Source organism: Microvirga subterranea (assembly GCF_003350535.1).
GTDB classification, from domain to species: Bacteria; Pseudomonadota; Alphaproteobacteria; order Rhizobiales; family Beijerinckiaceae; genus Microvirga; species Microvirga subterranea.
The window spans coordinates 180117-199454 of the sequence record NZ_QQBB01000007.1 but is presented as its reverse complement, the minus strand read 5'-3'; the positions used below and the strand labels follow the sequence as shown (position 1 = coordinate 199454).

At 66.9% G+C, this 19338-nt stretch carries 22 protein-coding genes; 9 read left to right on the top strand and 13 right to left on the bottom strand.

The window, feature by feature from the left end:
- Positions 1 to 63: 63 nt before the first annotated feature.
- Together rcdA and DES45_RS18410 are read right to left on the bottom strand one after the other, a co-directional pair.
- Complete coding sequence (gene rcdA / locus DES45_RS18415; protein ID WP_114771495.1) at positions 64 to 591, bottom strand: protease adaptor protein RcdA; 528 nt, start codon at positions 589 to 591, stop codon at positions 64 to 66.
- 298 nt (positions 592 to 889) lie between these two features.
- Positions 890 to 1096 (bottom strand): DUF1192 domain-containing protein, encoded by a 207-nt coding sequence (locus DES45_RS18410; RefSeq protein ID WP_114771494.1) that lies wholly within the window; start codon positions 1094 to 1096, stop codon positions 890 to 892.
- A 361-nt stretch (positions 1097 to 1457) separates the two neighbouring features.
- Between DES45_RS18410 and DES45_RS18405 the strand changes: the two genes are divergently transcribed.
- The gene (locus tag DES45_RS18405; protein ID WP_114771493.1) at positions 1458 to 2180 is read left to right on the top strand and encodes a DUF1013 domain-containing protein; all 723 of its coding nucleotides are present in this window, start codon (positions 1458 to 1460) and stop codon (positions 2178 to 2180) included.
- A gap of 45 nt (positions 2181 to 2225) precedes the next feature.
- Here DES45_RS18405 and DES45_RS18400 read toward each other — a convergent pair whose 3' ends face one another.
- Entirely contained in the window at positions 2226 to 2444 is a 219-nt protein-coding gene (locus tag DES45_RS18400) for a hypothetical protein (protein WP_114771492.1), read from the bottom strand.
- Positions 2441 to 4354, bottom strand: a complete 1914-nt coding sequence (locus tag DES45_RS18395) for a propionyl-CoA synthetase (RefSeq protein ID WP_114771491.1) — start codon at positions 4352 to 4354, stop codon at positions 2441 to 2443. Before DES45_RS18395 ends, DES45_RS18400 begins: the two co-directional genes overlap by 4 nt.
- 97 nt (positions 4355 to 4451) lie before the next feature.
- Here DES45_RS18395 and DES45_RS18390 point away from each other — a divergent pair, with 97 nt between their 5' ends.
- Positions 4452 to 5216: a sulfite exporter TauE/SafE family protein gene (locus DES45_RS18390; RefSeq protein ID WP_114771490.1), complete on the top strand. Its 765-nt coding sequence runs from the start codon at positions 4452 to 4454 to the stop codon at positions 5214 to 5216.
- Positions 5217 to 5332: 116 nt separating this feature from the next.
- Here the strand turns inward: DES45_RS18390 and DES45_RS18385 are convergent, their stop codons facing one another.
- Positions 5333 to 5515: a YdcH family protein gene (locus DES45_RS18385; RefSeq protein WP_114771489.1), complete on the bottom strand. Its 183-nt coding sequence runs from the start codon at positions 5513 to 5515 to the stop codon at positions 5333 to 5335.
- 200 nt (positions 5516 to 5715) lie between these two features.
- Between DES45_RS18385 and DES45_RS18380 the strand changes: the two genes are divergently transcribed.
- From DES45_RS18380 to DES45_RS18350, 7 genes are all read left to right on the top strand, one after another.
- Entirely contained in the window at positions 5716 to 5916 is a 201-nt protein-coding gene (locus DES45_RS18380; RefSeq protein WP_114771488.1) for a YdcH family protein, read from the top strand.
- A gap of 93 nt (positions 5917 to 6009) precedes the next feature.
- Positions 6010 to 6501 carry a 5-(carboxyamino)imidazole ribonucleotide mutase gene (gene purE, locus DES45_RS18375; RefSeq protein WP_114771487.1) on the top strand — a complete coding sequence of 164 codons (492 nt, stop codon included), beginning with the start codon at positions 6010 to 6012 and terminating at the stop codon, positions 6499 to 6501.
- Between the two features lie 2 nt (positions 6502 to 6503).
- Entirely contained in the window at positions 6504 to 7586 is a 1083-nt protein-coding gene (locus DES45_RS18370; protein WP_114771486.1) for a 5-(carboxyamino)imidazole ribonucleotide synthase, read from the top strand.
- Positions 7587 to 7754: 168 nt separating this feature from the next.
- Positions 7755 to 7985, top strand: a complete 231-nt coding sequence (gene rpsU / locus DES45_RS18365; protein ID WP_009763401.1) for a 30S ribosomal protein S21 — start codon at positions 7755 to 7757, stop codon at positions 7983 to 7985.
- A gap of 163 nt (positions 7986 to 8148) precedes the next feature.
- Positions 8149 to 9012, top strand: a complete 864-nt coding sequence (locus tag DES45_RS18360) for a tetratricopeptide repeat protein (protein ID WP_114771485.1) — start codon at positions 8149 to 8151, stop codon at positions 9010 to 9012.
- 26 nt (positions 9013 to 9038) lie between these two features.
- The gene (locus tag DES45_RS18355) at positions 9039 to 9611 is read left to right on the top strand and encodes a nucleotidyltransferase family protein (RefSeq protein WP_114771484.1); all 573 of its coding nucleotides are present in this window, start codon (positions 9039 to 9041) and stop codon (positions 9609 to 9611) included.
- A gap of 197 nt (positions 9612 to 9808) precedes the next feature.
- Positions 9809 to 10630 (top strand): alpha/beta fold hydrolase, encoded by an 822-nt coding sequence (locus DES45_RS18350; protein WP_114771483.1) that lies wholly within the window; start codon positions 9809 to 9811, stop codon positions 10628 to 10630.
- Positions 10631 to 10675: 45 nt separating this feature from the next.
- Here the strand turns inward: DES45_RS18350 and DES45_RS18345 are convergent, their stop codons facing one another.
- The 8 genes from DES45_RS18345 to DES45_RS18310 all read right to left on the bottom strand — a co-directional run bounded on the left by DES45_RS18345 (position 10676) and on the right by DES45_RS18310 (position 19187).
- Complete coding sequence (locus tag DES45_RS18345) at positions 10676 to 11152, bottom strand: GNAT family N-acetyltransferase (RefSeq protein ID WP_170151557.1); 477 nt, start codon at positions 11150 to 11152, stop codon at positions 10676 to 10678.
- 67 nt (positions 11153 to 11219) lie between these two features.
- Positions 11220 to 12617 carry an NAD(P)(+) transhydrogenase (Re/Si-specific) subunit beta gene (locus DES45_RS18340; protein WP_114771481.1) on the bottom strand — a complete coding sequence of 466 codons (1398 nt, stop codon included), beginning with the start codon at positions 12615 to 12617 and terminating at the stop codon, positions 11220 to 11222.
- A gap of 4 nt (positions 12618 to 12621) precedes the next feature.
- The gene (locus tag DES45_RS18335) at positions 12622 to 13056 is read right to left on the bottom strand and encodes a proton-translocating transhydrogenase family protein (protein ID WP_173949864.1); all 435 of its coding nucleotides are present in this window, start codon (positions 13054 to 13056) and stop codon (positions 12622 to 12624) included.
- 14 nt (positions 13057 to 13070) lie between these two features.
- Positions 13071 to 14207: a Re/Si-specific NAD(P)(+) transhydrogenase subunit alpha gene (locus DES45_RS18330; RefSeq protein ID WP_114771480.1), complete on the bottom strand. Its 1137-nt coding sequence runs from the start codon at positions 14205 to 14207 to the stop codon at positions 13071 to 13073.
- Between the two features lie 65 nt (positions 14208 to 14272).
- Positions 14273 to 14566: an aa3-type cytochrome c oxidase subunit IV gene (locus tag DES45_RS18325; RefSeq protein WP_114771607.1), complete on the bottom strand. Its 294-nt coding sequence runs from the start codon at positions 14564 to 14566 to the stop codon at positions 14273 to 14275.
- A gap of 112 nt (positions 14567 to 14678) precedes the next feature.
- Entirely contained in the window at positions 14679 to 15896 is a 1218-nt protein-coding gene (locus DES45_RS18320) for a glycosyltransferase (protein ID WP_114771479.1), read from the bottom strand.
- A 64-nt stretch (positions 15897 to 15960) separates the two neighbouring features.
- Complete coding sequence (locus DES45_RS18315; RefSeq protein WP_114771478.1) at positions 15961 to 17328, bottom strand: ABC1 kinase family protein; 1368 nt, start codon at positions 17326 to 17328, stop codon at positions 15961 to 15963.
- Positions 17328 to 19187: a M3 family oligoendopeptidase gene (locus DES45_RS18310; RefSeq protein WP_114771477.1), complete on the bottom strand. Its 1860-nt coding sequence runs from the start codon at positions 19185 to 19187 to the stop codon at positions 17328 to 17330. Before DES45_RS18310 ends, DES45_RS18315 begins: the two co-directional genes overlap by 1 nt.
- Between the last annotated feature and the right edge of the window lie 151 nt (positions 19188 to 19338).

Sequence of the window (19338 nt, the reverse complement as noted above, 5' to 3'; positions counted from 1 at the left end):
CCGGCGCCTTTTGCCGGAACCGAAACAGAAAAAGCCCCGCTTCGGCGGGGCTTTTTCTTTGCGTCATTCCCGGGAGAAGGCCTTCTCCAGGAGCCCGAGCTGGGCCGTGACCGGGTTGGGGGCGGGCGCCGGCGGGACGGCGGGCGGCTCGGACATCAGCTTCTCGAGGTGCATGATCCGGGCGTGAAGCCGGGCCGCGAGACCGATCAGGTCCTTGAGGCGCTCCGGCAGGGCCTCGAAGTCGGAGATGGTGGTGGGAGTCTCCGGCATGGTCAGCCGGACCCGGTTCTTCTCCAGATTGGCTTGGTCGGCGGTGAGCTCGCCCTCGGCGACTGCCCGCTGGAGGAGGAGCCAGGAGGCCACCTGCATCAGCCGGGTGGTCAGCCGCATGCTCTCGCTGGCGTAAACGAGGCTGATCTCCCGGGCCATCCTGCGGGAATCCTCGCGCCCCGGGCCGTCCAGGTAGGCGGCCGCCTCCTCGATCAGCTCCATGCCTTCCTGGAACAGCGTCTTGAACGCCTCGGAATTCACGAAGTTCTGGCCGAAGCGGATGGGGCCTGCTCCCAGTTTGATCACATCAGGTTCGCTCACCCGCGCCTCCGAATGGGTCCTGCCCCCTGCCGACCGGCTCGGCGGGGGATCAACGCTACTTGAGGTGCAGTATAGGGCGCGTTGACGGCGTTTGCCCTGCTAACCCTTGGTTAAGGTTAAACGGCAAAGGTCCTGTGAAAAATGAGCCGCCCAAGGGCGGCTCGAGGTCATAACAGGGAGGCGTCAAACAGAGTGGACAGGAGCCACTCGGCATCCAGAGGAAACTGGATGCACCGTTTATGCCCTGGAAACCTTAAGGTCCGGTTAAAGACCGTAACTGAGTCACAGAACGGGGAACTCAGGCTTGGCCCAGCTTGAAGAACGCGCTCGCCGCCGCCCTGGAGCTTTCCTTGCCGGCCTTCACGTCCTTGAGGCGGGAGATCTCGCGTTCGAGGAGCGCGATCCGCTCGTCGATCTCGTCGATGGACAGCGTCGACAGATCCTGTCCCAGCTGGTGCTCGGATACGCTCGCAACCGGTTCCTCGGCGAAAGGATCGAAAGCCATGGCGTTCTCCTTCTGAACGATCTTCCTGAGGTTAGTGCGGGATACCACCCTTGCCAACGCCGGCCTTTAGCCTCGCAGCTTGTTCAAAGGACGAAAGATATGCGGCGAATTCCTGACGCGGGAGCGCGGCTCCTGCGGATGAGAGCCTAGAAGCAGCCCGAGCGGCCCTGTCTAGATTTCCGTTCGATGCGGTGGTGCCAAGCCCCTTTAAAATTTGCAACATCGGGGCACGATCACTATAATTATCCCGTTTCCCTCACAATGTGAGACGAGATGCTCCGGTCCGACCGGGTCGGAGCGCGAGAGAGTTTTGCCGTGCGGCGCCTGACGACTGGCGCCCGGCTTGAAGGAGGTTCGCCCCATGTCCCAGGGACCGCTGATGCCGAAGGCGACGGCCGTTTGGCTCGTCGAGAACACGTCGCTGTCGTTCGAGCAGATCGCCGATTTCTGCAAGCTCCACCCCCTCGAGGTGAAGGGCATCGCCGACGGCGAGGTCGCCGCCGGCATCAAAGGCCTCGACCCGATCACCACGGGCCAGCTCACCCGCGAGGAGATCGAGAAGGCGCAAGGAGATCCCGACCGCCGCCTCAAGATGGCCGAGACCCGCGTGAAGCTGCCCGAGCAGAAGCGCATCAAGAAGGGCCCGCGCTACACCCCCGTGTCCCGCCGGCACGACCGCCCGAACGCGATCCTCTGGCTCGTGCGCAACCATCCCGAGCTCAAGGATGCGCAGATCATGCGCCTCGTGGGCACGACCAAGACCACGATCCAGCAGGTCCGCGACCGCACCCACTGGAACTCGGCCAGCCTCTCCCCGATGGATCCGGTGACGCTGGGCCTATGCTCGCAGATCGACCTGGACTTCGAGGTGCAGCGCGCCGCGAAGGACCGTCCGCACGTGGAGGTTCACGACGCCGGCGGCACCCTCATGCCGGCCGAGGTGTCGACCGCTCCCGAGCGCCACGACGAGCCCTTCGCGGACATGAGCCGCCCGAAGCCGGCCCGCGAGGAGGAAATCGACGTCAACTCCGTCTTCGCCAAGCTCAAGCAGCTCAGGCGCCCCGAGGACGAGGACGACGAGTAAGGCTCAACGAAAAGGCCCGGAGCGATCCGGGCCTTTTTCTTGGTTTCAGCGCCCTGCCTCGGGCCCAGGCCGGCGGGATTTCGACCCCTTGGCCCGGCTGCGTTCGAAACGTTCCTTCGCGCCGACGGCACGATACCGGGCCACCGTCCTGAGGTCCTTGGCGGATCGGCGCTGGAGCGCCTCCTCCTCCGTGGTGAGGACCTCGCGCAGCATGGCCTCGAACCGGGCCTCGCGATCATCGGGTACGTCGGGCGCCTGCGTCATCCGGGCAGTCCCCGCTGTTTCAGCACGTCGCCGATCTCGGACAGGATGATCGGGTCGTCGATAGTAGCGGGCATCGACCAGGAATCCCCGTCCGCGATCTTCTTCATTGTGCCGCGCAGGATCTTGCCCGAGCGGGTCTTCGGCAGACGGCCGACCGTGATGGCGAGCTTGAAGGCCGCCACCGGTCCGATCTTCTCGCGGACCAGGGAGACGAGCTCCGTCTCGACCCTCTCGGGAGCCGTCTGGACGCCGGACTTCAGCACCACGAAGCCGCAGGGCACCTCGCCCTTGAGGGCGTCCTTGATGCCGATCACGGCGCATTCCGCCACGGCCGGATGGGAAGCCAGGACCTCTTCCATGCCGCCGGTCGAGAGGCGATGGCCCGCCACGTTGATGATGTCGTCCGTGCGGCCCATCACCCAGACATAGCCGTCCTCGTCCAGATAGCCGGCGTCCGAGGTGTTGTAGTAGCCCGGATAGACCGAGAGGTAGGATTCCCTGAACCGCTCGTCCGCATGCCACAGGGTCGGCAGGCAGCCGGGCGGCAGCGGCAGCTTGATCACGATCGCGCCCATGGTGTTGGGCGGCACCGGCTTTCCGCCCTCGTCCAGGACCTCCAGGATATACCCTGGCATCGGCACGGTCGGGGAGCCGTGCTTGACCGGCAGGGCGCCGAGCCCGAGGGGGTTTCCAGCGACGGGCCAGCCCGTCTCGGTCTGCCACCAATGGTCGATCACCGGAACCTTGAGAATGGTCTCGGCCCAGCGGATCGTGTCCGGATCGGCCCGCTCGCCGGCCAGGAACAGGGCCCGGAAATGCGAAAGGTCGTGGCCCTCGAGGAGCTTGGCGTCCGGATCCTCCTTCTTGATCGCCCGGAACGCGGTGGGCGCGGTGAAGAGCGTGACGACGCCGTGCTCGGCGATGACCCGCCAATAGGCGCCTGCGTCCGGCGTACCGACCGGCTTGCCCTCGTAGAGGATCGCCGTCGCCCCGTGGAGGAGCGGCCCGTAGACGATGTACGAGTGGCCCACCACCCAGCCGACGTCGGAGGCGGCCCAGAACACCTCGCCCGGATCGACTCCGAAGAAGTTTTTCATGGTCCACTTGAGCGCGACCATGTGGCCGCCGTTGTCGCGCACTACCCCCTTGGGCTTGCCGGTCGTGCCGGAGGTGTAGAGCACGTAGAGCGGGTCGGTGGCGGCGACCGCCACGCATTCGGCCTTGCGGCCCTCGGCCCGCGCCCGCGACACCTCCGCCTTCCAGTCACGGTCGCGCCCGTCGACCAGGGAGCAGTCGAGCTGGGGCCGCTGGAAGACGAGGCAGGAATCGGGCTTCGAGGACGACAGGGTGATCGCCTCGTCGAGCAGCGGCTTGTACGGGATGACGCGGCTGCCCTCGATGCCGCAGGAGGCCGAGAGAATGACCTTCGGCTTGGCGTCGTCGATCCGGGTGGCGAGCTCCTTGGGGGCGAAGCCACCGAAGACCACCGAATGGATCGCGCCGATGCGCGCGCAGGCCAGCATGCCGATGGACGCCTGCGGGATCATCGGCATGTAGAGGACGACTCGGTCGCCCTTCCTGACGCCCATGTCCTGCAGCACGGCCGCGAGCGTCGCGACCTCGTCCTGCAATTCGGCATAGGTGAGCGTCTGCTTCGTGCCGGTGATCGGGCTGTCGTAGATGATCGCCGCCTGGTCGCCCCGCGTCGCCACGTGCCGGTCGACGGCGTTGTAGCAGGTGTTGCACTGGGCGCCGACGAACCAGCGCCCGTAGGTGCCGGCGTCCGGGTCGAAGATCTTGTCGGCCGGCCTGATCCAGTCGATCTCGCGCGCGGCCTCCTCCCAGAAGCCGACCGGATTGGTCTTCCAGCGCGCATAGACGTCATGATAGCGGCTGTGGGCTGATGTCATGGCGTAACCCCGTTGTCGTCACCGCATGAGACTTGCAGGCTTTGTCGTGGTAGCAGGCGGGCGCGCCGCGGTCAGCGGCGACTTTCGGCGAGTATCCATGGTCACCGACCCACTTTTCTACGCCGTCGCGGTGCCGGCGGTCACGCTTCTGGGACTCGCCAAGGGCGGCTTCTCGGGCCTCGGCCTGCTGTCGCTGCCGCTCATGTCGCTCGTGCTCCCGCCCGTGCAGGCGGCCGCCATCATCCTGCCGATCCTCCTGGTGCAGGACGTGGTTTCGGTCTGGGCCTACCGGCGCAGCTGGGACAAGCGCAACGTGATGATCCTGCTGCCGAGCGCCATGATCGGCACGGGCACCGGCTACCTCATGGCCGCCCAGGTGTCGGACGCGGCGGTGCGGCTCGCGGTCGGCCTCATCGCCATGGGCTTCGCCCTGCGGCGGATCGTCCTGGAATGGAGGAAGGCCCCGCCGACGCCCATCAGGGCCGACGTGCCGCGCGGCGTGTTCTGGGGCTGGGTGACCGGCTTCACGAGCATGATCGCCCATGCGGGTGGGCCGCCGTTCCAGATCTACGTAATGCCGCAGCGGCTGCCGCGCGACGTGTTCGTCGGAACGGGCGCGATCTTCTTCGCGGTCAACAACTGGATGAAGGTGCCGCCCTACTTCGCGCTCGGCCAGCTCACGGCCGCCAATCTGGCGACGGCCGCCGCTCTGTTTCCGCTCGCGATCCTGTCGACATGGGCGGGCGTGCGCCTCGTGCGTTACGTGTCCGGCGAGCGCTTCTACACACTGGTCTACCTGCTGCTGGTCCTGGTCGGGGCCAAGCTGATCTATGACGGCTTGGTGCCGCTGCTTTTTCATTAGAGGAGAGCATCGTTTCCGCGGACCTCCGGCTCCGCACGCTGCTCCGGCCCATGAAAAAGCCGCCGCTTCAGGGAAGTCGACGGCTTTCCGTGGGGATTTTGCGAAGGTTTCCTGGGCTAATGCACCATCGTGCGGGTGTCTCTGAGCCTGGTGATCTCGTCCTTGAGTTGGAGCTTCCTGCGTTTGAGTTCCACCAGTCTCGTGTCGTCCATGGACGGATGATTCAGGGCGTCCTGGATTTCACGCTCAAGGGCCCGATGCTTGCGCTCGAGCTCCGCCAGGTGGTTCTGCAATGCCATGTCGGTCCCTCCTATTCGATCTTCCGACAGGCGACAGTGTGACACAGAGAGTGTGGCGAGTCGAAGGCACGTGTACGACTTTCGATGCTGCAACGCGGTATCGAAAGGCCAGGGTTGGACCTTGCTCTCCGCCCGTCGGAAGAGCATAATTTCGCCTCTCGCCGGACCGCCGGGAGGCAGGCAGGCAATCTGGATTTCCCATGACCGAAAAGCGCGAACTGGAAGCGGAACTGGCGCGGCTCAAGCAGGAACATCGCGACCTGGACACGGCCATCGACGCCCTTGAGGGAATCATCGCAGGGGATCAGCTCCAGGTTCAGCGTCTGAAGAAGCGCAAGCTCGTCCTGAAGGACCAGATCAGCCGGCTCGAGGACCAGCTGACGCCCGACATCATCGCCTGAGAAAGTTCCTGTCCGGGCCGGCAACAGCCTTGCTTGGCCCTGCGGCCTTCGGTATGCCGCGAAGGACCGCATCTTTCGAGCCGGAGCCACATCATGGCGGGAGTTCCCGTTGCCATCATCATGGGCAGCCAGTCCGACTGGGCCACCATGAGGCATGCCGCCGAGACGCTGGACGCGCTCGGCATTCCCCATGACGCTCGCATCGTCTCCGCCCATCGCACGCCGGACCGGCTGGTCGCCTTCGCCAAGGGCGCGAAGGCGGAAGGCTTCCAGGTCGTCATCGCGGGCGCCGGCGGCGCCGCCCACCTGCCGGGCATGACGGCCGCGATGACCCCCCTGCCGGTCTTCGGCGTGCCGGTCGAGTCGAAATCCCTTTCGGGCCAGGACAGCCTCCTGTCGATCGTGCAGATGCCGGCCGGCATCCCGGTCGGGACGCTCGCCATCGGCCGGGCGGGCGCCGTGAACGCCGCGCTCCTCGCCGCTGCCGTCCTCGCCCTGCACGACAAGGGCCTGGCCGAGCGCCTCGACGCGTGGCGCCGACGCCAGAGCGAGAGCGTGGCCGAGCGCCCGGTCGGCGAGGCGTGACCATGGACATCCGCCCCGGCAGCACCCTCGGAATCCTCGGTGGCGGCCAGCTCGGCCGGATGATCGCCATGGCGGCCGCCGAGCTGGGCCTGCGCGCCCATGTCTACTGCCCCGACGAGAACAGTCCGGCCTTCGACGTCTGCGCGGAACACACGGTCGCTCCGTACGACGACGAATCCGCCCTGATCCGCTTCGCCAAGTCGGTCGACGTGATCACCTACGAGTTCGAGAACGTCCCCGGGGCGACGGCCGACATCCTGAGCGCCCATGCGCCGCTCGCGCCCAACGCCAAATCCCTCGCGGTTTCCCAGGACCGGCTCCTGGAGAAGAGCTTCATCGCGGATCTCGGCATTCCGGTCGCGCCCTTCGCGGACGTGGCGGACGAGGCGGACCTCGCAGCCGCCCTCGAGCGGATCGGCCGGCCGAGCGTGCTCAAGACCCGCCGCTTCGGCTACGACGGCAAGGGCCAGGCCATGATCCGCCCGGACACGGACCCGGCCGCCGCCTGGGCGGCGGTTGGCCAGGCGCCTTCCATCCTCGAAGGTTTCGTGCTCTTCGAGCGCGAGGTCTCGGTGGTGGCGGCCCGAACCGCCTCGGGCGAGTTCGCGGCTTTCGATCTCTGCGCCAACGAGCACCGCAACCACATCCTCGACACCACCCGGGTGCCGGCAGGCGTCTCGGCCGAGACGGAGCGCCAGGCGGTCGAGGTCGCCCGCCGGATCGCCGAAGCCCTGGATTATGTCGGCGTCCTGGCGGTCGAGATGTTCCTGGTAACTGCGGACGGCACCGAGCGGCTGGTGGTCAACGAGATCGCCCCGCGGGTGCACAACTCGGGCCATTGGACCCTGGGCGGTGCCGTGACGTCGCAGTTCGAGCAGCATGTGCGGGCGGTCTGCGGCTGGCCCCTCGGAGACACGGCGCGGCTCGGCCGGGTCGAGATGAAGAACCTCATCGGCCCCGAGGCCGATGCCTGGCGGCAGGTCCTGGCGGAGCCCGGGGCGCATCTGCACCTCTACGGGAAGGCCGAGGCCCGGCCCGGGCGCAAGATGGGCCACGTCACCCGGGTTTTCCCGGAATCGGCCTGAAACCTTTCCAGATCTCTGCCGTTGACTTAACCGACCGGTGCTTTTGTTTGGAAGAACCCTGGACAGGCAAGGCTTCTTCTGATAATCCCGCCGGCCAGATAGAGGTGCGCCAGACGCGCCTCCTTTCCTTTTGCAACAATCGAAACGGCTAAAACACGAGGAATTGGCGTGCAGGTTCTTGTCCGGGATAACAATGTCGATCAGGCGCTCCGCGCTCTCAAGAAGAAGATGCAGCGCGAGGGTATCTTCCGCGAGATGAAGCTCCGCGGCCACTACGAGAAGCCGTCTGAGAAGAAGGCCCGCGAGAAGGCCGAAGCCGTTCGTCGCGCCCGCAAGCTGATCCGCAAGCGGATGCAGCGCGAAGGCCTCCTGCCTTCGAAGCCCCGCCCTACCCGCTAAGCCCCGAGCTTAAAAACCTTTGGCCTATCGGTTGTAAATCAGCGCCCGTCTGCGCAAGCGGGGCGCTGATTGCGTTTGTGACCTCCCTCCCGGCAGCCCGGTTCATGGCTGCTTAAGGTTTGCTCGGCAGAGTGACCTTTCCCCGAAAGAACTGGAGACGAAGGTGTTCGCCCCATCGATTCGCCGCTTTGCTCCCTTGAGCCTTACCCTTGTCGCCCTTGGTCTCGCCGGCTGCGAGACGACGAGCGGCGGCTCCTTCCAGCGCATCGCGGTGGTGGAGGAGGACACGCAGGGCACGAGCAAAGTGAACATCGCCTCCCTGTCGGACGTCATCCAGCGCAATCCGAACGACCCGAGCGCCTACAACACCCGCGGCGCGGCCTATGCCCGCGTCGGCCGTTACAGCGACGCCATGGCCGACTTCACCAAGGCGATCCAGATCGATGCGAACTACGCCCCGGCCTACACCAACCGGGCACTGGCTCTCCGCCAGACCAACCGCAACGACCAGGCCTACGCGGATTTCAGCCGCGCCATCCAGGCGGACCCCAACTACGGCCCGGCCTATATCGGCCGCGGCAACCTGCTGCGCGCCCAGAACCAGTTCCAGGAAGCCCTGAACGACCTGTCGGTCGCCATCCGCCTCCTGCCCGAATCGGCCGAGGCGCTCCATGCCCGCGGCCTGCTCTACCAGCGCCAGGGCCAGCACCCGCAGGCGATCCTCGACTTCGACGCCACCATCGACCGCAACCCCTTCGTGGCGGCGCCCTATGCCGCGCGCGGCCAGAGCCTCGTGGCGACCGGCCAGTTCGACAAGGCGATCGAGGACTTCAACGCGGCCCTCAACGTCAATGCGCAGGACGCCGATTCCTGGGCCTGGCGCGGCGTGGCCTACGAGCGCAAGGGCGACCGCCAGCAGGCCATCGAGAGCTACCAGCGCGCGCTCGGCATCGACAACAACAACGCCACGGCCCGCCAGGGCCAGTCGCGCCTCCAGGGCGGCGGCGTCGCGGGCCTCTTCCGCTGATCGCAAGCCCCTGACGGCCTGACACGATGAGAGGGCTCGCGGACATCGCGAACCTTCTCGAGGCCCACGGCGACCTGCGCCGCCTTCTCGGCCATGTCGGGAGCCTTGCCCTCCCGGACGGCTGGATCGGCGCCGGGTTCGTCCGCAATGCGGTCTGGGACGTGCTTCACGGGCGGACACCCGATCCCTACCGCCTCGACGATATCGACGTGGTCTACTTCGACCTCACGGACGTCCGTGCGGATCGGGACAGGGAGCTGGAGAGCCGCCTGCGCAACCTCGATCCGCAGGTCCCTTGGTCGGTGAAGAACCAAGCCCGCATGCATCGGCGCAACGGCGACCGGCCCTATCGCGACACCACGGACGCCATCGCCCATTGGCCGGAGACGGCGACTGCCGTTGCGGCACGTCTTGTGCAGGGGCGGGTCGAGATCATCGCTCCCTGTGGGGTCGATGACCTGCTCGCCTGCATCGTCAGGCCCACCCCGGCGTTCCGGACCAAGGCGGCCGTCTACCGGGAGCGGCTCGCCGCTAAGGACTGGCCACGCCGCTGGCCCGGGGTGACGATCCTCCGTGAGGACTCGCTGCCTAAAGAATGACCTTCCGCGCCCGTCGTCGAAGGGGTATCGTCTGCGCGGGAGAAACGTCACTGTCCGCGTTCTGTCGGATCTGACCGGTCCCTGCGTCCCCGCTCCAGTTCCCGTATCCCGTTCCTGCATCCACCTGGTAGGCCCCGTCGGCCTCCTGAGCGCGGACTCTGCGCGTGGCCTCCCGTTCATGACAACGGAGCAAGACAATGGGCTTCATCACGACGAAAGACGGCACCCAGATCTTCTACAAGGATTGGGGATCAGGCTCCCCGGTGGTGTTCTCGCACGGCTGGCCGTTGAGCGCGGATGCCTGGGACGGCCAGATGCTGTTCCTCGGCGAGCGCGGATACCGGGTGATCGCGCACGACCGGCGGGGCCACGGCCGATCGGGCCAGCCCTGGGACGGCAACGACATGGATACCTATGCGGACGATCTCGCGGCCCTCATCGAGGCCCTCGACCTGCGCGACATCACCCTGGTCGGCCACTCCACCGGCGGCGGCGAGGTCGCTCACTACATCGGCCGCCACGGCACCCGGCGGGTCGCCAGGGCCGTGCTGATCAGCGCGGTGCCGCCGCTGATGCTGAAGACGGGCGCCAATCCGGGCGGCTTGCCGATCGAGGTCTTCGACGACATCCGCCGGAACACCTTCGGCAACCGCGCCCAGTACTACAAGGATCTCGCGATCCCCTTCTACGGCTATAACCGCGACGGCGCGAAGCTCTCGGAGGGCGTGCGCGACTCCTTCTGGCTGCAGGGCATGATGGGCGGCCTCAAGGGCCAGTACGACTGCATCCGGGAGTTCTCGGAGGTGGACTACACCGAGGACCTGAAGCGCTTCGATGTGCCGACCCTCATCATCCACGGCGACGACGACCAGATCGTCCCGATCGGCGCCGCGGCGCATCTGTCGTCGAAGATCGTGAAGAACGCGACCCTGAAGGTCTATCCCGGCGCGCCGCACGGCCTCGCCACCACGCATCAGGACCGGCTGAACGAGGATCTGCTGGCGTTCCTGCGCTCCTGAGGGTCCCGGGGAGGGTTGCGGTTATGCCGCCCTCCCCCGCGCCCCTCAAAGGTCCTTGACCAGCAGCGACACGTAGGGCTGGAAGCCGAAGGTCTCGTAGATGCGGCAGGCGGGCTCGTTGGCCACGAGGGCGCCGATGAAGAGGCGCGCCATGCCGGCTTCGCGGGTCAGGCGCTCGGCCTCCTGGAGCAGCAGGCGGCCTACCCCCCGGCCGCGCCAGTCCTCGTGCACGATCAGGTCGGTCACCGTGCCGTGCCGGCGCACGTCGTCCGTGACGTAGGCCGCGTCCTCGTCGATGGAGAAGCCCATGGCTGCCACCACGACGCCGCCCTCCTCCGCCAGGACGATGCGTCCCTGTCGTCGGGAGAGCCGCTGCTGGAGCTCGTCGTAATAGGTCTTGGCGGCGGCGTAGTCGCGCCGCCGGTCCCCGACGAGGTCCGCCTCGAACAGGTTGAGCCGGTGGATCAGCTCGACGACCGCGTCCCGGTCGGAGGGACGTGCGGTCCGCAATGTGACGCCCATGGGGAACTCCATGCAAAAAGGCCGGTGCGGAACCGGCCTCTCTCGCAGATACCGATGGTCGAGACGCCTAGAGGCTCTTCAGGATCTCGTCCACCACCTTCTTGGCGTCGCCGAAGAGCATCATGGTGTTGTCGCGGAAGAACAGCTCGTTCTCCACGCCCGCATAGCCGGAGCCCATGCCGCGCTTGATGAACAGCACGGTCTTGGCCCGCTCCACGTCCAGGATCGGCATGCCGAAGATCGGTGAGCTGGGGTCGGTCTTGGCCGCCGGGTTCGTGACGTCGTTGGCGCCGATCACGAAGGCCACGTCGGCCTGGGCGAACTCGCCGTTGATGTCCTCGAGCTCGAACACCTCGTCGTAGGGCACGTTGGCCTCGGCCAGCAGCACGTTCATGTGGCCGGGCATGCGGCCCGCCACAGGGTGGATGGCGTACTTCACCTCGACGCCCTCGGCCTTGAGCTCGTCGGCCATCTCGCGCAGCGCATGCTGCGCCTGGGCCACCGCCATGCCGTAGCCCGGCACGATGATGACCTTGGCGGCGTTCTTCATGATGAAGGCCGCATCGTCCGCCGAGCCCTGCTTCACGGGCCGGGTCTCGACCGCGCCGGCCGCCGCGGCCGCCGTCTCGCCGCCGAAGCCGCCGAGGATCACCGAAATGAAGGAGCGGTTCATGCCCTTGCACATGATGTAGGACAGGATCGCGCCCGAGGAGCCGACCAGGGCGCCGGTGATGATCAGCGCCAGGTTGCCGAGGGTGAAGCCGATGCCGGCCGCCGCCCAGCCCGAATAGGAGTTGAGCATCGACACCACCACCGGCATGTCGGCGCCGCCGATCGGGATGATGAGCGTCACGCCGAGCACGAAGGAGGTCAGCACGATGAGCCAGAACACGGCGTGGCTCTCGGTGCGGATGAACGCGATGACCAGCACCAGGAGGAGCAGGCCGAGGCCGATGTTGATGAGATGGCGCTGGGGCAGCAGGATCGGCTTGCCGGACATGCGGCCGTCGAGCTTCAGGAACGCGATCACCGAGCCCGTGAAGGTGATGGCCCCGATGGCGGCGCCGAGCGACATCTCGAACAGCGAGCCGCCATGGATGGTGCCTACGGTGCCGATGCCGAAGGCCTGCGGGGCGTAGAGCGCACCCGCCGCCACCAGCACCGCCGCGAGGCCGACGAGCGAGTGGAACGCCGCCACGAGCTGAGGCATGGCGGTCATCGGCACGCGCTTGGCCACTACGGCGCCGATGCCGCCGCCGATGGCGAGCCCGAGGATCACCAGGAGCCAGCCGCCGAAGCCGCTCGGCGGGGATACCATCAGGGTGGTGAGGATCGCGATCCCCATGCCGACCATGCCGAACAGGTTGCCCTGCCGCGAGGTGGTGGGGTGCGAGAGGCCGCGCAGGGCCAGGATGAACAGGACGCCGGAGACGAGATAGAGGATCGAGGCAAGATTCGCCGACATGGCCTCAACCCTTCTTGCGGTACATGGCGAGCATGCGCTGGGTCACCAGGAAGCCGCCGAAGATGTTGATCGACGCGAGGATCACGCCGATAAAGCCGAGAACCCGGGCCCAGATCGGCCCGTCGCCCAGGGCCGGGGCCACGTTGACGCCCACCGCCAGGAGCGCGCCCACCACGATGACGGACGAGATCGCGTTGGTGACCGACATGAGCGGCGTGTGAAGGGCCGGGGTCACCTGCCAGACCACGTAGTAGCCGACGAAGATCGCCAGCACGAAGATGGCGAGGCGGAACACCGTGGGGTCGACGGCCCCGTGGGTAACCGTGGTGACGCCCACCGCCACCTGGTCGGCGATGGCCTGGGCCATGTCGGCGGCGCGCTGGGCGGCCGCCGCCGCGGCCCGTGATTGTTCGACAGCCTGTTCGGGCGTGAGTGCCATGATGTCCCCCCTGTTCAAGCCGTCGGCTGGAAGGCCGTGTGGACGATGGCGCCGTCACGGGTGAGGCAGGTCGCCTTCACCAGCTCGTCGTCCCATTTCACGGCGACGGTCTTGCTGTCCTTGTCGATCAAGGTCTCGACGAAAGCATAGAGATTCTTCGCATAGAGGCTGGAGGCCGAGGCCGCGAGGCGGCCCGGCATGTTGAGGTGGCCGACGATCTTGACGCCGTTGTGCTCCACCACCTCGCCGGGCTTGGCGAGCTCGCAGTTTCCGCCGCGCTCCACGGCCAAGTCCACGACGACCGAGCCCGGTTTCATCGACTCGACCATCTCCCGCGTCACCAGCTTCGGCGCGGGACGGCCCGGGATCAGGGCGGTGGTGATGACGATGTCCTGCTTGGCGATGTGGGAGGCGACCAGCGCCGCCTGCTTCGCCCGGTATTCGGCCGACATCTCCTTGGCGTAGCCGCCGGCCGTCTCGGCCTGCTTGAACTCCTCGTCCTCGACGGCGATGAACTTGGCCCCGAGGCTCTCCACCTGCTCCTTGGCGGCGGGACGCACGTCGGTGGCGGTCACCACCGCGCCGAGGCGGCGGGCCGTGGCGACGGCCTGGAGGCCCGCGACGCCGGCGCCCATCACGAAGACGCGGGCGGCCGGAACGGTGCCGGCGGCGGTCATCATCATGGGCATGGCGCGGCCGTACTCGGCCGTCGCGTCGATGACGGCGCGGTAGCCCGCGAGATTGGCCTGGGAGGACAGCACGTCCATGACCTGCGCCCGGGTGATGCGCGGCATCAGCTCCATGGAGAAGGCGGCGACATGGGCGTCGGCCAGGCTTTTAAGAGCCGCATCCTGGCCGTAGGGATCCATGATCCCGATCAGGAGGGCGCCGGACTTCACGCCGGTGAGCTCGCCGTTCGAGGGACGGCGAACCTTCAGGATGATGTCGGCATCCCTCACGGCCTCCTCGGCTGAAGCCGCGATGGCGGCCCCTGCCACCTCAAACTCGGAATCGGAAAAACCGGCCCTGAGGCCGGCTCCCGCCTGGACCACGACGTCGGCGCCGAGGCCCTTGTACTTCTTGACCGTCTCGGGGGTGGCGGCGACGCGTGTCTCCGCTCTGTCGGTTTCGGAGAGAACGGCGATCCGCATGAATTACCCCACGTCGATAGCTTAGCCTTTAGGTTGCACCATTCTTAGACGGGCCGGGAAGCTTATCAATAGAGGATGAGGGCCAACAGAAGCAGGATTGCGACGCCGACGGGCGCGCGCACGCCGATCGATGGGGAAAACGCCCCGACGGCGCCGGCCGCGAGCGAGAGAATCACGCCGAAGATCGCCGTGAGCCACGCATGCTTGATGCCCCCGACCGCCAGCGCGAGCACGTGGCAGATGATGACGGCGGTTCCGATTTCGGCGAACCGGACGAATCCGCTGTAGGTCGCCTCATGAGCGGGCGCGTCCATGTCCGGACTATAGCCCCCATGCGGCGCGTGTTTTGTATTGGCCATGATCAATGCCCCGTTCAGCATCAGTTCTTGAACGCTGCGTTTAACCCATGCGGTGAGCAGCCGCAATCTTTCGGATGGACTTGGCGAGAACTTTATGAGCGAACCGCCAAGGTTACTTTATTCCAAGAAACTCCCGCCATTGCGGAAGGCAGACCGTCTCGAAATCGTAGTGCGCCAGAGCGAATCGCCGGGCCTCCTCGGCCATGGCGGCCGATCGATCCTTCTCGACCAGCGCGTCGCGGACCCGCCCCACCAGGGCCTGCCGGTCGAAGAACGGGAAGAGGCGGCCCGTGACCCCGTCCCGGATGACCTCCTCCACCGGCGGCGTCGCGGAGGCCACGATGCGGCAACCGAGCGCCATGGATTCGATCAGGGACCACGAGAGGACGAATGGATAGGTCAGGTAGAGGTGGGCGGAGGAGACCTGGAGGACCTTCACGAACTGGTCGTAGGGGAGGTTCCCGACGAAATGGACCCGGGACCAGTCCACGGGCCGCTCGATGGAGGACCGGAACACGTCGAGCCAGCCCTTCCCGCCCGGCGCTTGGCCGGAATAGCTGGTGCCGGTGCCGCCGATGATCACCATCTGGAGGCGCGGGTCGATGTCGAGGAGGTCCGGCAGGCTGCGCAGGACCACATGCGCGCCGCGCATGGGTTCGATGTTGCGGGTGACATAGGTCACCACGGGAAGGGTCCGGTCGAGGGTGAGGCCCTTGTCGCCGAGATGGATCGTCATCTCCGGATTGGGCTTCAGCCGCTGGGCGTCGATGCCGTCATGGATCACCGCCACCCGGTCGCGCAGGTACTCCGGGAAGGTGTCCCTCTGGTATCGGGTCGGCGCCACGGCGAGATCGGCCGCGTCGAGCGCCCCGAGCTGCATCGCGTTCTTGATCCTGAGCTTCCAGATCGTCTCCGGATCATGGGTCGAGAACTCGGGATCGAAGTCCAGGTCCTGGCCCTTGGCGGCGTAGTAGTACTCGAAATAGGCCACGTGCCGGGCCTCGGGCCAGATGTCCTTCAGGAAGAGGTTCTCGCCCCAGCCCGTATTGACCACCACCACGTCGGGCCTGAAGCCCTTCTCGGCGAGGTGCATGGCCTTGTGGGCGACCCCGTAGGCCCGGCGCAGGCGGGGAATGACGGGCGAATAGCGGTTCTTGTAGGGGGCATCCTCGGGGCCTGCGACGGCGGCGTAGGGGTGGTAGGCCACACCCGGGAGCGAGCAGCTCTTGACCATCCCGAGAGCGGCGACCTCGTGCCCCTCGCGGGCGAGCGCCATGGCGAGGCGCCCGAACTGCCCCGGGAAATTCTGATGGACGAAAAGAACCCTCATGCCTGCCCCTGCCCTTCCCTTCGGCTTCAGGGTCTAAGGCGAGACGGACGAGGACGCAACCTCGTTACGCCGGAAGAGGCAGGCCGGCTGCGTCCAGAACCTCCTTCTGGCGCGCCGCAAGGCCGTCGAGGGAGAACTTCTCGATCTCGGTCTCGAACAGCCTGTGGTAGTTGAGCTCGGCCTTGAGATGCAGGAAGACGGCCCCGAGGCCGACCGCAGCGCGGTCCATGAACACGAATTCGCGCGGCACCGTCACCGGCCCCTTCTCCTTGAGGGCCTTGTGGACCTCGAAGGCTTGCCGGCGGCCGTACTCGCCGGGCTTGACCCCGTCGGCCACCGTGCGGATCCGGTCGTCGAGGAGCGGCGCGTAGATGAAGCGCGCCCAGATGTTCAGGACGTCGATCAGCTCGTTCGACAGGCTCTTGAAGCCCCAGGTCTCGTAGGCATGGACGATGCGGGCGCGGTCGTCCTGCTGGAGCCCGCGATAGAGATCGACCACGCCGCCCACGAACCGCGGATGGAAGATGCGGATGCAGCCGTAATCAAGCAGGTTGATGCCCTGCGCCTCTCCGTCCTCGGAAAAGACGGTGTAGTTGCCCAGATGCGGATCGCCGTGGATGACGGCCGCATGGCTGAACGGGTGCCACCAGGCCTTGAACATGGCGATGGCCAGCCGGTTGCGGATCTCGGTCGGGGCTTCCGTGAAGCCCAGGATCTTCTCGCCCTCGAGCCAGCTCAAGGAGAGGAGCCGCTTGGTCGAGAGTTCCGGGTGGACCACGGGCACGCGCACCTCGTCCACGTCGGCAAGCGCCATGGCATAGAGCGCCGCGTGCTTCGCCTCCCGCTCGTAGTCGAGTTCCTCCCGCACCCGCTCGCCGATCTCCTTGGCGATCTCGCGGGTGTCGATGGCCGGATCCATCCGGCGATGGACGGCGAACACGAGTTCGAGCTGCTTGAGGTCGGCCTCCACGGCCGACTGCATGTCCGGGTATTGCAGCTTGCAGGCGAGCGGCGCGCCGTCCTTGGTGGTGGCGCGGTGCACCTGCCCGAGGGAGGCGGCGGCTGCCGGGTTCAGCTCGAAGGAGCCGAACCGGCTCTGCCAGCCGGGGCCGAGCTCCGCCTGCATCCGCCGCTTGACGAAGGCGGCTCCCATGGGCGGCGCCTCGCTCTGGAGCTTCTGCAGCTCGGCGGCGTATTCGGGCGGGATGAGGTCGGGGATGGTGGCGAGAAGCTGCGCCACCTTCATGATCGGGCCCTTCAGCCCCCCGAGCGCCTGGGCCAGCACCGCCGCGTTGGAGGCGTCGCGCCCCTCCCCGCCGAAGAGCCGTGCACCCGCGATGCGGGCCGCGACCCCGCCCATGTTGGCGCCCACGCGCGCATAGCGGGCGGCGCGCGCGGAGAAGCGGTTCGCTTCGCGGTCGGATTCCGACATCAGGGGTTCCGTTCCATGGCTTCCAGCTCGCCGATCAGCCCCTCGATCATCGACAGGCCGATCTGCCAGAAGGACGGATCGCGGGCGTCGAGGCCGAAGGGCGCGAGGAGCTCGGAATAATGCTTGGTGCCGCCGGCCGAGAGCAGCGCGAAATAGCGGTCCACGAAGCCCTCGTTCGCCGTCTCGTACTTCCCGTAGAGCGAGTTCACGAGGCAGTCGCCGAACGCATAGGCATAGACGTAGAACGGCGAGTGGATGAAGTGCGGGATATAGGTCCAGAAGCTCTCGTAGCCGGGACCGAGGCGGATCGCCGGGCCGAGCGACTCGTCCTGCACGGACATCCACAATTCGCAGAGCTTGTCGGCCGTGAGCTCGCCGTTGCGGCGCTCCAGATGCACCTTGCGCTCGAAGGAATAGAACGCGATCTGGCGCACCACCGTGTTGATCATGTCCTCGACCTTCGCGGCGAGCATCGCCTTGCGCTGCACCCGGCCGGTGGTCTGGTCGAGCAGGCGCCGGAAGGTGAGCATCTCGCCGAAGACGCTCGCGGTCTCGGCGAGCGTCAGCGGCGTCGGAGCCATCAGGGCGCCGTTCGGGGCGGCCAGGACCTGGTGCACGCCGTGCCCCAGCTCGTGCGCGAGCGTCATCACGTCCCGCGGCTTGCCCTGGTAGTTCAGGAGCACGTAGGGGTGCGCGGACGGCACGGTCGGGTGCGCGAAGGCGCCCGGCGCCTTGCCAGGGCGGGTCGGAGCGTCGATCCAGCGCTCGTCGAAGAAGCGCTTCGCGATGTCGGCCATGCGCGGCGAGAAGGCCGAATAGGCGGCCAGAACCGTCTCCTTCGCCTCGTCCCAGGCGATGGTGCGCTGCTCCACCTTCGGCAGGGGCGCGTTGCGGTCCCAGTGATCGAGCTTGTCCTTGCCGAACCACCTGGCCTTCAGGGCGTAGTAGCGGTGCGACAGGCGCGGATAGGCCTCGCGCACGGCGGAGACCAGCGCCTCCACGACCTCGCGCTCGACCCGGTTGGCGAGATGGCGCGAATCCGCCACGTCCTCGAAGCCGCGCCAGCGGTCCGAGATCTCCTTGTCCTTGGCAAGCGTGTTGGTGATGAGCGTGAAGGTGCGCAGGTTCTCCTTGAAGGTCTTGGCCAGCGCGTCGGAGGCGTCCTTGCGCACGCTCTCGTCCGGATCCTGCATCTTGTTGAGCGTCGGCTCGATCGGAAGCTCCTCGCCGCGCACGGTGAAGCGCAACGAAGCGATGGTCTCGTCGAAGAGGCGGTTCCAGGCGGCGCGGCCGGTCACCGACTTCTCGTGGAACAGCTTCTCGGTCTTGTCGTCGAGCTGATAGGGCTTGTCCTTGCGCAGGTCCTCGAGCCAGGGGCGGTAATGGGCGAGCGGCCCCGCAGCCATGGCCTTGTCGAGCACAGCATCGTCGATGCGGTTGAGCTCCAGGCCGAAGAACAGGAGGTCGCTGGACGCCGCGGTGAGCCGCTCCTGGGTGTCGCCATAGAACTTCGCCCGCACCGGATCGGTGGTGTCGCCCGAATAGATGAGGCCCGCATAGGACATGAGGCGCCCGAGCAGGTCCTCCACCGCCTCGTAGCGTTTCACCGCCTCGCCCAGGGTCTTTGACGCGTCGTCGCCGTGCGCCAGCGCATCGAGCTTGCCTCGATAAGCCTCGGCGAGCGCCTTGCACTCAGCCTCCGCCTTCGCGAGATCAGTCCGGAAGGCCTCGCTGTCCATGCCCGGATAGAGGTCCGACAGGTTCCATTCCGGCAAGAGGCCGAGTTCGGTCTGTGCGGCGCCCGACGAGGCGAGGGTGTGCAGGGGGGAGGCGTTCTGGAGGCTGAAGGTGCTTGGCATTTCCGGCGCAGGGTTCGAGAAAGGGTCCCTCTCATATTGGCCGCCGGCGCCTCCGGATCAACCCGACCGCACCTGAGGATAACCGTCGAAGGGGCCCAGACCGTTAAGGGGCCGTTTACCCTTGCGGCGGCAGCATCGCGCCGCCCGCCCC